The sequence below is a fragment of the Paraburkholderia sp. UYCP14C genome, assembly GCF_004197395.1.
GTDB lineage: Bacteria > Pseudomonadota > Gammaproteobacteria > Burkholderiales > Burkholderiaceae > Paraburkholderia.
Genome location: NZ_SELS01000007.1, coordinates 119,801 through 134,909, shown reverse-complemented (window position 1 = coordinate 134,909; position 15,109 = coordinate 119,801). Strand labels below are relative to the sequence as shown.

Annotated in this window: 12 protein-coding genes; 8 read left to right on the top strand and 4 right to left on the bottom strand. The window is 64.3% G+C overall.

Annotation, left to right across the window (positions count from 1 at the left end; translation table 11 throughout):
- Nucleotides 1-3 precede the first annotated feature (3 nt).
- Complete coding sequence (locus EVC45_RS08930) at nucleotides 4-1,248, top strand: NADH-quinone oxidoreductase subunit F (protein WP_129957629.1); 1,245 nt, start codon at nucleotides 4-6, stop codon at nucleotides 1,246-1,248.
- Nucleotides 1,249-1,362: 114 nt separating this feature from the next.
- Nucleotides 1,363-1,998, top strand: coding sequence for a hypothetical protein (locus EVC45_RS08925; RefSeq protein WP_129957628.1), 636 nt, complete (start codon nucleotides 1,363-1,365; stop codon nucleotides 1,996-1,998).
- A 106-nt stretch (nucleotides 1,999-2,104) separates the two neighbouring features.
- On the opposite strand, the gene EVC45_RS08920 is transcribed toward EVC45_RS08925, so the two are convergent.
- The 3 genes from EVC45_RS08920 to EVC45_RS08910 form a co-directional block, all read right to left on the bottom strand.
- Complete coding sequence (locus tag EVC45_RS08920) at nucleotides 2,105-2,455, bottom strand: hypothetical protein (protein WP_129957627.1); 351 nt, start codon at nucleotides 2,453-2,455, stop codon at nucleotides 2,105-2,107.
- Between the two features lie 89 nt (nucleotides 2,456-2,544).
- Entirely contained in the window at nucleotides 2,545-3,183 is a 639-nt protein-coding gene (locus tag EVC45_RS08915; protein ID WP_129957626.1) for a LysE family translocator, read from the bottom strand.
- Nucleotides 3,184-3,381: 198 nt separating this feature from the next.
- Nucleotides 3,382-4,257: a LysR family transcriptional regulator gene (locus EVC45_RS08910; RefSeq protein WP_129957625.1), complete on the bottom strand. Its 876-nt coding sequence runs from the start codon at nucleotides 4,255-4,257 to the stop codon at nucleotides 3,382-3,384.
- Nucleotides 4,258-4,407: 150 nt separating this feature from the next.
- Between EVC45_RS08910 and EVC45_RS08900 the strand changes: the two genes are divergently transcribed.
- From EVC45_RS08900 to EVC45_RS08875, 6 genes are all read left to right on the top strand, one after another.
- Nucleotides 4,408-4,842 carry a VOC family protein gene (locus EVC45_RS08900; RefSeq protein ID WP_008918388.1) on the top strand — a complete coding sequence of 145 codons (435 nt, stop codon included), beginning with the start codon at nucleotides 4,408-4,410 and terminating at the stop codon, nucleotides 4,840-4,842.
- 413 nt (nucleotides 4,843-5,255) lie between these two features.
- Nucleotides 5,256-8,513, top strand: a complete 3,258-nt coding sequence (locus EVC45_RS08895; protein ID WP_129957623.1) for an efflux RND transporter permease subunit — start codon at nucleotides 5,256-5,258, stop codon at nucleotides 8,511-8,513.
- Between the two features lie 23 nt (nucleotides 8,514-8,536).
- On the top strand, nucleotides 8,537-9,760 hold the full coding sequence (locus EVC45_RS08890; protein ID WP_129957622.1) for an efflux RND transporter periplasmic adaptor subunit: 1,224 nt from the start codon (nucleotides 8,537-8,539) through the stop codon (nucleotides 9,758-9,760).
- Nucleotides 9,761-9,810: 50 nt separating this feature from the next.
- A complete protein-coding gene (locus EVC45_RS08885; protein ID WP_129957725.1) occupies nucleotides 9,811-11,343 on the top strand; it encodes an efflux transporter outer membrane subunit in 1,533 nt (510 codons plus the stop codon).
- Between the two features lie 199 nt (nucleotides 11,344-11,542).
- Complete coding sequence (locus EVC45_RS08880; protein WP_042328199.1) at nucleotides 11,543-12,229, top strand: heavy metal response regulator transcription factor; 687 nt, start codon at nucleotides 11,543-11,545, stop codon at nucleotides 12,227-12,229.
- Nucleotides 12,226-13,722 carry a heavy metal sensor histidine kinase gene (locus EVC45_RS08875; protein ID WP_129957621.1) on the top strand — a complete coding sequence of 499 codons (1,497 nt, stop codon included), beginning with the start codon at nucleotides 12,226-12,228 and terminating at the stop codon, nucleotides 13,720-13,722. Before EVC45_RS08880 ends, EVC45_RS08875 begins: the two co-directional genes overlap by 4 nt.
- Here EVC45_RS08875 and dinB read toward each other — a convergent pair.
- Entirely contained in the window at nucleotides 13,689-14,855 is a 1,167-nt protein-coding gene (dinB, locus tag EVC45_RS08870; protein ID WP_129957620.1) for a DNA polymerase IV, read from the bottom strand. The genes EVC45_RS08875 and dinB overlap by 34 nt on opposite strands.
- Between the last annotated feature and the right edge of the window lie 254 nt (nucleotides 14,856-15,109).

Below are 15,109 nucleotides of genomic sequence, written 5' to 3'. Positions count from 1 at the left end.
GCGATGCAAACGCTGAATCAGTGCTTGATGAGGGACGATTTCCGTGTCGGCGCCGACCTCGATGCGTGGCTCGCGCGCGGCGGCGGCGAGGGACTCGCCAAAGCGCTCGAAGATCCGGCGGCGATCATCGCGGAGATCGCCGAGGCCGACTTGCGCGGAATGGGAGGCGCTGGCTTCCCCGCACATCGAAAGTGGGCGCCGGTCGCGGCCGCTCCTGACGGCGACAAGTACGTCATCTGCAACGGCAACGAAGACGAGCCGGGCACCTTCAAGGACCGCTTTCTGCTCGAACACACCCCGCATCAGGTCATCGAGGGCGCGCTGATCGCCGCGGTGGCGACGCGGGCCAACCATGTCGTTCTGTACGTGAATCCGCATCAAACGGGGTCTCTCGCCGCGACTCGCGAGGCGGTCAGGCAATGGTCGGGGCACGCGCAATTCGCTGCCGTCGAACGTTGGATTGGCGCACCCGTATCGCTTGGCGTCGTGCCTGGTTCGGGGTTGTACATCGGCGGGGAGGAGACGGCGGTGATCGCCAGCGTCGAAGGCGGCTTTCCGTTTCCGCGGCGCAAACCGCCATTCCCGGCCGAGCGGGGCGCGCACGGCGCCCCGACCATCGTCAACAACGTCGAGACGCTGGCGCATGTGCCCGGGATTCTGCGCCACGGCGCGCAGTGGTATCGCGACCTCGGGGTGGGGAACGCGGCCGGCACCAAGCTCTATTCGCTTTCCGGCGATGTCCTGCATCCCGGTCTGTATGAACTGCCGATGGGCACGAGCCTCGAGACGCTGGTGTTCCAGCACGGCGGCGGCATGCTGCAGGGCAAGGAGTTCAAGGCGGTCTTCACGGGCGGTCCGTCCAACACCTTGCTGACGAAGCGCGACCTCGACGTTGCACTGGACTTCGACTCGGTGCGTCAACGCCGTTCGCGTCTGGGGACGGGCGCGATGATCGTGGTGTCGGAAGGCACGAGCATCGTGCGCAAGGTCGCGGATTTCGTGAGCTTCTTCGCGCAGGGATCGTGTGGCCAGTGCCCGCCTTGCAAGGGCGGAACGTTTCAGATGATGCGGCTTCTGAACCGGCTCGATACGGGCCGCGGCGTACGTGCCGATCTGGAAGCACTGGAGAACCTGTGCCGCGTTCTTCCGGGCAGCGGGCGCTGCGGTTTGATCGACGGCGCGGTGACGGTGGTGGAGAGTTCGATCGATCAGTTCCGCGCGGAATATGAGGCGCTGCTGATGGCTTGAGGGATTGTCGTTTTTTGGACGAACGGCGTGGTTCGTTCGGTATGTTTGCGTTGACCAGATCGTGCCGGTTGGTTTCGGTCGTGTTTCAACATGCCTGAAAGAAGGATATTAAAGATGACTCCGGAGCAACGCTTCCATTCGTATGTCACGGCCGGCACGGTATTGATCATGTTTTATTTCATTCAGCACATCGTTCCGTTGCTGACTTTTACGCCGTCGGTTGATCAGCTGATCAAGCCGGGTGTCACGCTTTTATCCGCAGTTGGGATCTATAAATCGTTGGCGTCCGCACTGGTCAAGATCACGAAGAAATGGCGGTGGGTCAAGCGCAAGCTGCTCGGTCCGAGCTACGTGAACGGCACATGGATCGGAAAGTTCGAGGCGTCGGACGGAGAACCGATCTACACCGTTGAACATTTCGAGCAGAGTCTGTCGTCACTGAAGATTCGTGGTCAGGCATTTCATGCCGACGGACGTTCCTATGCTCACTGGAAATCGATCGCCGAAACGATCGACGAGGCCGCGGGCATTCTCACCTACACCTATATATGTGACAAGAACCGCGACAAGACATCGTTTCAAGGGATCGGTGAATTTCAGTTCGAACGCGATGACGAGAGCAGCGCTCCACAATGTATCAAGGGATATTCCGCCGATCTGATTGACGGCCTGCGCTCGGAAAATCGCGAAAAGAAGATATCTGAGAATCTGCTTTCATTTGAGGACGCGCTAGCGGCGGCCAAAAAATAGTCGGGGTCTCGCTTCGGGCAGAGATCGACCACAGCACGATCGGCGTGGCGATCTTGCATCAACGGGCATACCTGAACAGCGGAAAAAGACGCGGGCGCCCCGTCTCTCACTCGTCCGCGAAAAAATGGCCGATGAAGAAACACCCAGCCGCAAGCGCGGCACCGAGCACCGCGACCGTATAAGCCAGCCTTGAACCGTGCCACAAGCTATCGAACCATTGATGCAACTGCGCCATCAGCACTGCCGCGTTGCCGCCGATTTGCTGTAGCTCGATCTGGTAGCGCGGATCGACCATGGCGTACATCGCGACCGCGCTATCGGGCGGCGGCGCGCTGATGTAGATGAGCACCGCGGCGATCAGGCTGACGACCAGGATTGCCGCGCCGGTGCAATAGAGCCGCTTTTGCAGCGGCGAGCGTCGGGTGGAGGAAGGTGCGTCGTGGTCGTTGCCGTTCATCGATTCGTGGGTGGGTGCGTGAGCAGCCGTCGTTGATGGAGCCGAGTTGCCAGTATCGCAGAGCGCGGTCTGGGGGCGACCAATCCACGTTAACTCTTCGACGTCAGCAACTTGATTCCTGCAACTCCGAACATCACCGCAAGCGAGCCATCGAGCCAGCGCCGGATCGCGGTATAGATGCGCCGCGCGGACGCCGTCGAAAACAGCATCGCGTAGCTGCTGAACACCGTCGCGCCGATCACCATGCAGCCCAGCACGACCGGCATCGCGTGCGCGGCGCCATGTACCGGCGACATCGCGAGCGACACGATCGACAGCCACACGAGTACCGCCTTCGGATTCGTCAGATGCAGCAACAGGCCGCGCAGATAGAGACGCCCGAGCGGTTCGTCGACGCGCGCCGCGCTCGCGACCGGCTTGCCGGCGCTCAACGCCGAGCGCGCGGACTTGAAGCCGAGCCATAGCAGATACAGTCCGCCCGCGATGCGGATCGCGACGAGGCATTCGGAGTAGGTGGCGAGCACCGCCGACAACCCGAGCGACGCGAGCAACGCCCATGAAAACGAACCCGACACCACGCCGAGCGCGAACACCAGCGCCGCGCGCCGGCCCGCGCTCATCGCGAGCGACATGATCGCGAGATTGCTCGGCCCAGGGCTCGCGGTGCCGACGAAATAGGCGCTGTAGGCGATCAGGACATCGGCGGTGAGCAGAGGGCTGGCGATCATGGCGGGTAGAGGTAAGGGCGGGGCGCGGGTTTGGCAATGCGACCCAATGCGTCACACAGCCGATTGAATGAAGCGACGATTCTGCGCGCCGTCACGCGCAACTCACAGATACAGTTGCGCGTCCGTAGGGCAGCACACTCGCTGCGAACGCGAACGGAACCCGAATCGAACTCGCAGGGAACGCGCCGCGCCACGCGCTCAACTCTCCGCCGCGCCCGCAATACACTCCGCCAACGCATCGGCGACCAGCGGGCGGCTGTGCCGCGGCCGCAGCACGAGCCCGATCTCACGCTCGAAGGTCGCATCGCCGAGTTCGAGTGCCACGACGCTCGCCGGCCATTTGCCGAGCCCGGCCGTTTTGGGAATCAGCGCGACACCCATGCCGCGCGCGACCAGTTGCACGATCGCCTGCAACTCGTCGAGCTCGACCGCGTCGCGCACGCCAACGCGCGCACGACGCAGAAAACGGTCGACGAGCCGCCCGCCGAACGACGCGCGGTCGTAGCGGATGAACGGCTCGCTGCGCAGCAGTTCGCGCCACGAGCGCCCGCCGCGCGCGAGCTTTATCGGCGCGAGCAGCACGAACGGTTCGGCGACCAGCGTGCGCCATTCGAGCTCCGACGGCAGCGCGAACGGCGGCTTGATGATGACGGCCAGATCGAGCTCGCCCGAGTCGACCTGACCGAGCAGCCCCAGCGACACGCCCGGCACCACACGAATCCGCCAGCCGGGACGGCCGTCGCGAAAGCGCGCGAGCGCGTCGGCCAGCAGCGATACCTGCGCGGACGCGATCGCGCCGACCCGCAGCATGCCGCTTTCGGCGGCGCCGCCGCTGCGCTCCGAAAGCCGCGCGTAGAGCGTCATCATTTCCTCGGCGAGCGCGAGCGTTTCGCGGCCCGCCTCGTTGAGCGTCGCCGAGCGGCCGGTGCGGTCGAACAACGGGAAGCCGAGTTCCTGCTCGAGCCGCTGCATCTGCGCGCTAACGGCCGATTGCGTGAGCCCGATGCGCGCGCCCGCGCCGGAAAACGTGCCGTACTGGCTGACGGCAATGAAGGTTTTCAACTCGCTGAGCATGATCGATCAATCGATTTTGGTGATGGTCAGCTCAAATATATATCGTTTCTCAACATTTTTATTCATGGTTAAACTTTGCTTGTTCTGAGCCGATTGCCAGTCGTGCCAGTCGCAATCCATCCCCACACCCACCCAGCGAGTCTTACCATCATGAGCGTTGCCGAAACCGCTTTGCCGCCGTTCCATCTGGCGTTTCCTGTCCATAGCCTCGCGGCCGCGCGCGAGTTCTACGGCGAATTGCTCGGCTGCCCGGAAGGGCGCAGTTCGGACGCGTGGGTCGATTTCAATTTCTACGGTCATCAGATCGTCGCGCATCTGGCACCGGACGAAGTCGGTCACCGTCACACCAGCGCGGTCGACGGCGACGCGGTGCCGGTGCGCCACTTCGGCGCGGTGCTGTCGATGGAGCAATGGCAGGCCGCCGCGGACAAACTGCAGAAGGCCGGCATCGAATTCATCATCGAGCCGCACGTACGCTTTAAGGGCGAGGTCGGCGAGCAGGCCACGATGTTCTTCCTCGATCCGTCGGGCAATGCGCTCGAATTCAAGGCGTTCGCCGATATGTCGTCGCTGTTCGCCAAATAAGCGTCGCGGGCGTTGACGCCAGACCCCGGATAACCGCAAATGAGAAGGCCGGTCGACCATTCAGGTTGACCGGCCTTTTTTCGTTGAAGGGGAAGGGCCGCGCGGAGCAAAATCGTCCCGCTTTGCGAATCAATCTGAAAGCATGTTTCATAATATTTCGAACGAAAATCATGCCGCGTATCAGCAAACGTTCCATTAACTGCGCGTAAATTTATTCAACAAACGTTTGCTTGCCGCCTAATTCGCCGTAAATTCGGCGAGCGTGGCTTCACCTTTAAAAATAGTGCATTTGCTTTCAATCAGCTTCCTGACAATTCCGTCATTTTCGCGCCATGCAGGTGTTGGTGCTAGCGATCTAGCATAAGCGGAGATTCAATCCCTCCCTCCACCCGCATTTTCTCTGGCCCGTTTCAATGTGGATCGTCAACGTAGCGCTTAAGCGGCCATACACGTTCATCGTGATGGCGATTCTGATCGTGCTGGCGACGCCCTTCGTGCTGTTCACCACGCCCGTCGACGTGTTGCCGGAAATCAACATTCCGGTCGTCAGCATCATCTGGACGTACAGCGGGTTGTCGGCCGAGGACATGGCCAACCGCATCACGTCGGTCAACGAGCGCAGTCTGACCACGACGGTCAACGACATCGAACATATCGAATCGCAGTCGCTCCCCGGCATCGCGATCCTGAAGGTGTTTCTGCAGCCGAACGCGAACATCCAGACGGCGATCGCGCAGACGGTGGCCGTCGAGCAGGCGCAATTGAAGCAGATGCCGCCGGGCGCCACCGCGCCGCTGGTGATCAGCTACTCGGCCTCGAGTATTCCGGTGATCCAACTCGGCCTGTCGAGTCCGAAGCTCTCCGAGCAGGATCTCAACGACACGGCGCTGAACTTCCTGCGTCCGCAACTCGTGACGATCCCGGGCGCAGCCGTGCCGTATCCGTATGGCGGCAAATCGCGACTGATCTCGGTCGACCTCGATACGCGCGCGATGCTGGCCAAGGGCCTGACACCGACTGACGTGGTCAACGCGTTCAACGCGCAAAACCTGATTCTGCCTACCGGCACAGCCAAGATCGGGCCGAAGGAATACACGATCGACATGAACGGTTCGCCGCCGACGTTGGAGGGCCTCAACGACATTCCGGTGCGCACCGTCAACGGCGCGACAACCTATCTGCGTGAAGTCGCGCATGTGCGCGACGGCTACTCGCCGCAGACCAACATCGTGCGGCAGAACGGTCATCGTGGCGTGCTGATGTCGGTGCTGAAGAACGGCAACGCGTCGACGCTGTCGATCGTCGATACGTTGAAGGGCATCTTGCCGTCCGCCCGCGCGGCGCTGCCGCCGGATTTGCAGATCACCGCGCTGTTCGACCAGTCGGTGTTCGTGAAGGCGGCGGTGCAGGGCGTGGTGCGCGAGGCGCTGGTCGCCGCCGCGCTGACCGCCGCGATGATCCTGCTGTTCCTCGGCAACTGGCGCAGCACCTGCATCATCGCGATCTCGATTCCGTTGTCGATCCTGTCGTCGCTGATCGTGCTGCACGCGCTCGGGCAGACCATCAACATCATGACGTTGGGCGGGCTCGCGCTCGCGGTCGGCATATTGGTGGACGACGCCACGGTGACGATCGAGAACATCGAGCGGCATCTGCACATGGGCACGAATCTGCACGACGCGATTCTCGACGGCGCCGGCGAAATCGCGGTGCCGGCGCTCGTGTCGACGCTGTGTATCTGTATCGTGTTCGTGCCGATGTTCTTCCTGACCGGCGTCGCGCGCTATCTGTTCGTGCCGCTCGCCGAAGCCGTGGTGTTCGCGATGCTCGCGTCGTACATCCTGTCGCGTACGCTCGTGCCGACGCTCGCGATGCTGCTGATGGGCCACGCGCACAAGCCGAAGGCGGGCGCGAAGCCGAATCTGTTCATGCGTCTGTATCACCGCTTCGACGCCGGCTTCGAGCGCATGCGCGCGGCCTACATCATGATCCTGAGCAGCCTGCTGGTGCGTCGCAAGATGTTCGGCACGCTGTTCCTCGGTTTCTGCGTGCTGTCGATGGGGCTGTTCTTGACGCTCGGCGAAGACTTCTTCCCGAGTGTCGACGCGGGCGACATCCGTCTGCACATGCGCGCGCCGACCGGCACGCGGATCGAGGAAACCGCGCGGCTGGCCGACGAGGTCGAGAAGGTGATCCGCGAAGTCGTGCCGCCGAAGGAGTTGGGCACGATTCTCGACAACCTCGGCCTGCCGTATAGCGGCATCAACCTGTCGTATAGCAATGCGGGCACGATGGGCACGCTCGACGGCGAGATCCAGATTGCGTTGAACGAAGGACACAAGCCGTCGCAGATCTACATGGACAAGCTGCGCGCGATCCTGCCGCAGCGTTTCCCGGGCGTCGAGTTCTTCTTTCAGCCGGCCGACATCGTCACGCAGATCCTGAACTTCGGCCTGCCTGCGGCGGTGGACGTGCAGATTGCGGGTGCGAATCAGCAGGGCAACCTCGAGGTCGCGCGCAAGCTGCTCAAGCAGGTGCGCCTGATTCCCGGCACCGTCGACACGCATATCCAGCAGAAGCTCGACGAACCGGTGCTCGATCTGCACATGGACCGTACCCGCCTGCAACAACTGAACCTGACCGCGAACGACGTCGCGCAGAACGTCCTCGTCTCGCTGTCGGGCAGCTCGCAGACGTCGCCGGGCTTCTGGATCAACAACCGGAACGGCGTCGAATACAAGGTGCAGGTGCAGACGCCGCAGTATCAGGTGTCGTCGATCGACGAACTGTTGCGCACTCCGGTGTCGGCGACGATGAACGGACCGACGCAACTGCTCGGCAACCTCGTGCAGGTGTCGCCGCAGAGCCAGTTCGCGTTGGTCACGCACTACAACATCCGCCCGGTGATCGATCTGTATGTGAGCGTTGAAAAGCGCGATCTCGGCGGCGTGGCGAATCAGGTCGACAAGATCGTGAACCAGGTGCGCGCGTCGTTGCCGCGCGGCAGCACGATCACCGTGCGCGGCCAGGTACAGACGATGCGCAGCTCGTTCTTTGGGCTCGGCATCGGCGTCGCGATGGCGATCGTGCTCGTGTATCTGCTGATCGTCGTGAACTTCCAGTCGTGGATCGATCCGCTGATCATCGTCAGCGCGTTGCCGGCGGCGCTCGCGGGCATCGTGTGGATGCTGTTCCTGACCGGCACCCATCTGAGCGTGCCGGCGCTGACCGGCGCGATCATGACGATGGGCGTCGCGACCGCGAACAGTATTCTGATGGTCTCGTTCGCACGCCAGCGGCTCACGGCCGGCGCGCCGCCGCTCACGGCCGCGCTCGAAGCGGGCGCGAGCCGGATCCGCCCGGTGCTGATGACCGCGTTCGCGATGATCATCGGCATGATTCCGATGGCGCTCGGTCTCGGCGAAGGCGCCGAGCAGAATGCGCCGCTTGGCCGCGCGGTGATCGGCGGCCTGCTGTTCGCGACCGTCTCGACGCTGTTTTTCGTGCCGCTCGTGTTCGCGGGGATTCATTCGTGGCTCGCGCGCCGTCGTAAGAGCGGCGGCGGAGACGACGACGGCGGTGGCGGCGACGATGGCGGCAACGGCGGTGGGAACCACGGCCATAGCGGCAGCCCCGCACCGGAACACAGCAGTGCGGCGACGCCCGCGTAAAAGTTAAACGATGGTTGACTGAGATGACCGAAAAAACTCATGCATCGCTAGCGATCCCCACGCGGGAAACCGAAGAGGGAGAGCACCTGCTGCCGCCGCGCAATCGCGAATGGAAGCGCGCGAAGATCGCGGTCGTGATCGTGCTCGTGCTGCTCGTGATCGGCACGCTGCGCACCGTGATCGCGAACGTGCTGCAAAACCGCGAGGTCACGGCGACCGCGCAACAGAACGCCACGCAGTACGTGAACGTCGTCACGCCGACGCAGAGCGACGGCAGCGGCAACACGCTGCTGCCGGGCACGTTGCGCGGCTACGTCGAGTCGCCGATCTATGCGCGCGCGACCGGCTATCTGTTGCACTGGTACGCCGATATCGGCACGCACGTGAAGCAGGGGCAACTGCTCGCCGAGCTCGATACGCCGGAAATCGACCAGGAACTCGCGCAGGCTCTCGCGCAGCGCCAGCAGATCAATTCGAGCCTCGCGCTCGCGAAGAGCTCGCTCGATCGCTGGCAGCAGTTGCGCCAGCGCGATGCAGTGTCGCAACAGGAGCTCGACGAACGGCAAAGCACCTATACGCAGGACATCGCGAACCTCGCGGCCGCCGATGCGAACGTCAAGCGTCTGCAGCAGCTCGAATCGTTCAAGCGGATCGTCGCGCCGTTTACCGGCGTGGTCACGCAGCGCAACGTCGACGTCGGCGATCTGATCGACGCGGGCAGCGGCACGAGCCGGGCCCTGTTCGCGCTCGCGCAGTCAGATCCGCTTCGCGTCTACGTGCAGTTGCCGCAGGCCTATGCGCAGAACGTCGCGGTCGGGCAGAAGGTCGTGGTCACCCAGGCCGAACTGCCGGGTCAGCAGTTCAACGGCACGATCACGCACATGTCCGGCGCGATCGACGTGCCCACGCGCTCGTTGCAGATCGAAGTGACGCTGCCGAATCCCGACGACAAGCTGCGCCCCGGCGCCTACGTGCAGGTTGCGTTGCCGGCCGCCGCGCATGCGCGCCTCACGGTGCCCGGCAATGCGCTGCTGTTTCGCGCGGAGGGCCCGCGCCTCGCGGTCGTCGATGCGAAGGGCAACGTGAGCCTGCGCAAGGTCGTGATCGCGGTGGACCTCGGTCAGCAGCTCGAAATCGAAAGCGGTATCGAGCCGACCGATCGCATCATCATCAACCCGAGCGATTCGATCGCCGATGGCGATCACGTACAGGTGCAGCCGCAGAAGAGCGACAAGGGGGCGTCGTGAGGTTCACGGGTTCATACCGGTCGCGTACGCGTGGCACTGTCTTCACCGCGCTGACCGCGTGCGCCGGCGCGGCGTTGCTCGCCGCCTGCACGGTCGGCCCCGACTATCAGCGGCCGCAGGCCGAGGTGCCGCCTGAGTGGCACACCGATTCGTTCTGGCGCGTCGCCGCGCCGTCGCATGCGCCGATTGCGCCGGACTGGTGGACGGGCTTCGCCGACCCGACGCTCGCGACGCTCGAAACCCAGGCACTCGCGCAGAATCAGACGCTCGCCGCGGCGAGCGCGCACTACGAGCAGGCGAAGGCGACGCTCGCGAATACCAGCGCGCAGCGCGTGCCGGAAGTCGATTTCAATGCGCAGGCCTCGCGCTTTCGCATCTCGCACGACCGGCCGCTGACGAACTACGCGACGCCGACCCAATCGACGGTGCAGAACAACATCCAGCTCGGACCGACGATCAGCTACGACACCGATCTGTTCGGCCGCATCCGTCGTCAGGTCGAGGGCGCGCAGGCATCGGCCGAGCAGTCGGCGGACGATCTCGCGAACGCGCGCCTCGTGCTGACGACCGACCTCGCCACCGATTACTTCTCGCTGCGTGAGCTCGACAACGAGATCGACGTGCTGAACCAGTCGGTGAAGCTGCAGCAGAAAGCGCTCGATTACGTGAACACCGAGCACGATCTCGGTTCGGTCTCGGGCCTCGACGTGCTGCAGCAGAAATCGCAGCTCGACTCGACGCGCGTGCAGGCGCAACTGCTGCTGAATCAGCGCGCGCAGTTCGAGCATGCGATCGCCGCGCTGGTCGGCGTGCCGGCCCCGCAGTTCGCGATCGAACCGAAGGTGCTCGACATCAAGCCGCCGACGGTGCCGCTCGGCGTACCCAGCGACGTGCTGCAACGGCGGCCCGACGTGGCATCGGCGGAACGCGCGATGGCGGCAGCCAACGCACAGATCGGCGTGGCCAAGGCTGCGTTCTTCCCGAGCCTCACGCTGACGCCGGGCATCGGCTGGGAAAGCACCGAGTTCGCCAATCTGCTTACCGCGCCGACGCTGATGTGGACGCTTGGCGCGACGGTCGGTCAGGTGATCTTCGACGGCGGGCGACGCGCGGCCAACGTCAAGTTTGCGAGCGAGGGCTATAAGGCAACCGAGGCGAATTATCGGCAGACGGTGCTGGGCGCGTTCCAGCAGGTGCAGGACGGCATCACCGGACTGTCGGTGCTCGATGGCGCGGCGAAGCAGTCGCGCGAGGCGGTCGAGGATGCGCAGCGGCTGCTGTCGCTCGCTAACGATCGCTATTCGGGCGGCCTCGTCGCGTATCTGAATGTGATCGACGCGCAGGAATCGCTGCTGACCAGCGAGCGCACGGATGTGCAGATTCACGGTCAGCAGCTGACGTTGTCGGTGGCGCTCGTGAAGGCGCTCGGCGGCGGCTGGGATGGCGGCGCGCAAGGTGGTGCGATGGCCGCGAACGAGGCGAACGCGGCCAGCGCTACTGCGAACGTCGCCAGCGCTACGGCGATGCCGCAGCAGACCCAAACGGGTGGCGCGCAGAAGGAGACGCTGGCTCCTGCACGCTGAATCGCCAGCCGAGCTTCCATGCCGACACAGTGGGATCGGTGGGAAGACTTCGAAGGCGTTTCGTATAATGCAGAGTCGACCGCCGCAAGCGGCATGGGACCTGAGTAAGCGCTAAAGCGCTAACTCAGGTCGACCGCCACAAGTGGCATGGGACGGGAGTAAGTGCTAAAGCACTAACTCCCGTCGACAGGGGACGCGGATGAAATTGCTGATTGTTGAAGACGAGCACAAGGTAGTGGACTATCTGCGCTCCGGCTTGACAGAGCAGGGCTGGGTCGTCGACGTCGCACTCGACGGCGAGGAAGGGATGCATCTGGCCACCGAATTCGATTACGACGTGATCGTCCTCGACGTGATGCTGCCCAAGCGCGACGGCTTCAGCGTGCTGAAGGCGCTGCGCATGCGCAAGTCGACGCCGGTCATCATGCTGACCGCGCGCGATCACGTGAACGACCGCGTGCGCGGCCTGCGCGAAGGCGCCGACGACTACCTGACCAAACCGTTCTCGTTCCTCGAACTCGTCGAGCGTCTGCATGCGCTCGCGCGCCGCACGCGTTCGCAGGAGTCCACGTTGATTTCCGTCGGCGATCTGTTCGTCGATCTGATCGGCCGCCGCGCAACGCGCGACGGCGTGCGCCTCGACCTGACCGCGAAAGAGTTTCAACTGTTGAGCGTGCTGGCGCGCCGTCAGGGCGACATCCTGTCGAAGACCGCGATTACCGAGCTCGTATGGGACGTCAACTTCGACAGCCATACGAACGTCGTCGAAACCGCGATCAAGCGCCTGCGCGCGAAGCTCGACGGTCCGTTCCCGTCGAAGCTGCTGCACACGGTGCGCGGCATGGGCTACGTGCTCGAGGTGCGTGAAGAGGCCGAGTCATCATGAACCGCTCGATTGCCCGCCGGCTTGCGTCGATGTTCGCGCTGGTCGCGCTGTTCGTCTTTACGCTCGTCGGCTCTGGGCTCTTTCTGGTGCTGCGCACGCAGCTCGAACATCATCTGCGCGAGTCGCTCGACGATCGCACGCAGATCGCGCGCATCATCGTCTATCACGCGGTGACGCCCGACAAATGGCGGATGGCCCGCGAAAAACTCACCGACATGACGCCGCACGACAGCAGCACCGTGTACTCGGTGACGAGCGCGGACCCAAGCTATCACTTCGGCACGCCGGTGCAGGGCACCGTCACGAAGAGCTGGTCGGGCGGCTACGCGCGCATCACGCCAGAGGGCGGCGGCCCCGACATGCTGACCTCGACGGTGACCTTGCCCGCCAATGCCGCGCGGCCGCCGGTGCAGTTGCAGGTCGCGGCGAGCTATTCGCCGAACCTGCGCACGATGCGCGTGTTCGGCTCGGCACTCGCGGCGCTGTCGGCGCTCGGCAGTCTCGCGGTGCTGCTGCTCAGCTACTCCGTTACGCGCATCGGCCTCGCACCGCTCACGCGTTTGACGCGCGACGCGTCGGCGGTCAGCCCGAACAACCGCTCGCAGCGGCTCAATACCGCGTCGCTGCCGCATGAACTGAACGATCTCGCGAACTCGTTCAACGGCGCGCTCGAACGGCTCGACGGCGCCTACGGCCGCCTCGAATCGTTCAACGCGGACGTCGCGCATGAACTGCGCACGCCGGTCACGATCCTGATCGGCCAGACCGAGGTCGCGCTGACGCGCAACCGCTCGGTCGACGACCTGCGCCACACGCTGCAATCGAACCTCGAAGAATTCGAGCGGATGCGCGCGATCATCAACGACATGCTGTTCCTCGCGCGCGCCGACCAGGGTGAACGCGCGACGGGGCTCATCGAGGTGTCGCTCGCGGCGGAAGTCGCGCATACGCTGGAGTTTCTGGAGATTCCGCTCGAAGAAGCGCGCGTGCATGCGAAGTTGCAGGGCGATGCGTTCGCGCGCGTGAACCGCTCGCTGTTCGGCCGCGCGTGCACGAACCTGCTGATGAACGCGATCCAGCATTGCGAGCCGGGCGCGTCGATCAGCGTGACGATCGCGCGCGGGGAAGGTCCGCTGCGCGACCAGGTGCGCGTCGTCGTGGCGAATCCGGGCGAGCAGATCGCGCCGGACGTGCTCGAACATCTGTTCGACCGTTTCTATCGCGCGGAAGTCTCGCGCACCAATAGCCGCGAAAACCACGGGCTCGGGCTCGCGATCGTGAAGGCGATCGCCGAGATGCATCGCGGCACCGTGTCCGCGCACAGCGCGAACGGTGTCAATACGTTCTCGTTTTCGGTGGCGGCATCGGCGCTGTCCACCTCGGGCGACGTGCCGGCCATGCGCGCGAACGCGAATGCAAACGTGACTGCGACTGCGACTGGCATCGCCAGCGACACCGCCTATTCGTCGCTCGCGAAAGGCAAGTCGGCCTGAACCGGCAGGCGCGGTTTGCGCGCCTGTTCGCTGGCCGAGCTCAGCGTGCTGATGCGCACGCCCAACAGCCGCAGCTTGCGGTTCAACTGCACGCGTCGCAAACATTCGGTCGCCGCGCGGCGGATCTCGGTCGCGTCGGCGGTCGGTTCGTCGAGCGTCAGGTCGCGCGTGACGGTGCGGAAATCGTCGTAACGCAGCTTGATGCCGATCGTGCGGCCCACGTAGCCCTTGCGCACGAGATCGTCGGCGACCCGCACGCACAGCCCCGTAAACGCGCTCGATAACGCCGGCCGATCGTGACGCGGATGCAGATCGCGCTCGAACGTAGTCTCGCGGCTAATCGACTTCGGCTCCGATTCGACCACCACCGGCCGCTCGTCGTGACCCTGCGCGACCTCCATCAGCCACGCGGAATAGCTGCGCCCGAAGTTGTCCTGCAGCAGCCCGGCGTCGGCGGCGGCCAGATCGCCGACCGTCGCGAGGCCGAGCGCGGTCAGCTTCTCCGCGGCCTTCGGGCCGATGCCGTTGACCTTGCGCACCGGCAGCGGCCACACGCGCAGCGGTATGTCGGCCGGTGTGAGGATCGTCAGGCCGTCGGGCTTGTCGAGCTCGGAGCCGATCTTCGCGAGCAGCTTGTTCGGCGCGACGCAGATCGAACACGTGAGACCGGTGGCCTCGCGAACCGCCTCCTTGATGCGCCGGCCGAGGTCGGCCGCCTCGCCCGGCAGCTCGGTCAGGTCGATATAGATCTCGTCGATGCCGCGATCCTCGATGCGCTCCGTGAAGGTCCTGACGGCCGCCTTGAAGAGTCGCGAGTAATGGCGGTACGAATCGAAATCTGTGGGCAGCAGGATCGCGTCGGGCGCGAGCGCGGCGGCCTTCATCATGCCCATCGCCGAAAACACGCCGAGCGCGCGGGCCTCGTAGGTCGAGGTGGTCACGACGCCGCGGCCCGCGTAATCGCGCAGCTTCGCGAAGCGCTTGCTGCCGTCTTCGAGCACCTGCGGCGCGCTATTGCGCCCGCCGCCGATCACCACCGCGCGGCCGCGCAGCTCCGGATAGCGCAGCAGTTCGACGGAAGCGTAAAACGCGTCCATGTCGAGGTGCGCGATGCGGCGGAGTGGCGAATTCATGGGGTTTGAAGCGGGCGATGGCAGTAAACGAAAACGGTGACGGCGCGCGGCGCGACGCCGCCAGGCCGTAATGGTACCTTGCCGCGCCCGCCGCCGGTCGGGCTCGCGCGGTCGGCCGCATGCGTGTCGATCAACGCAATGTTGAAAAAGCGGCTTCAGTAACTATCCTTGACTCTGACATTCGCCGATTGCGTACTGGGTCCATGCAGGGCCGCAGTCGCTGCCGGCGGATTTCGCCGCGACCGTTCACCACG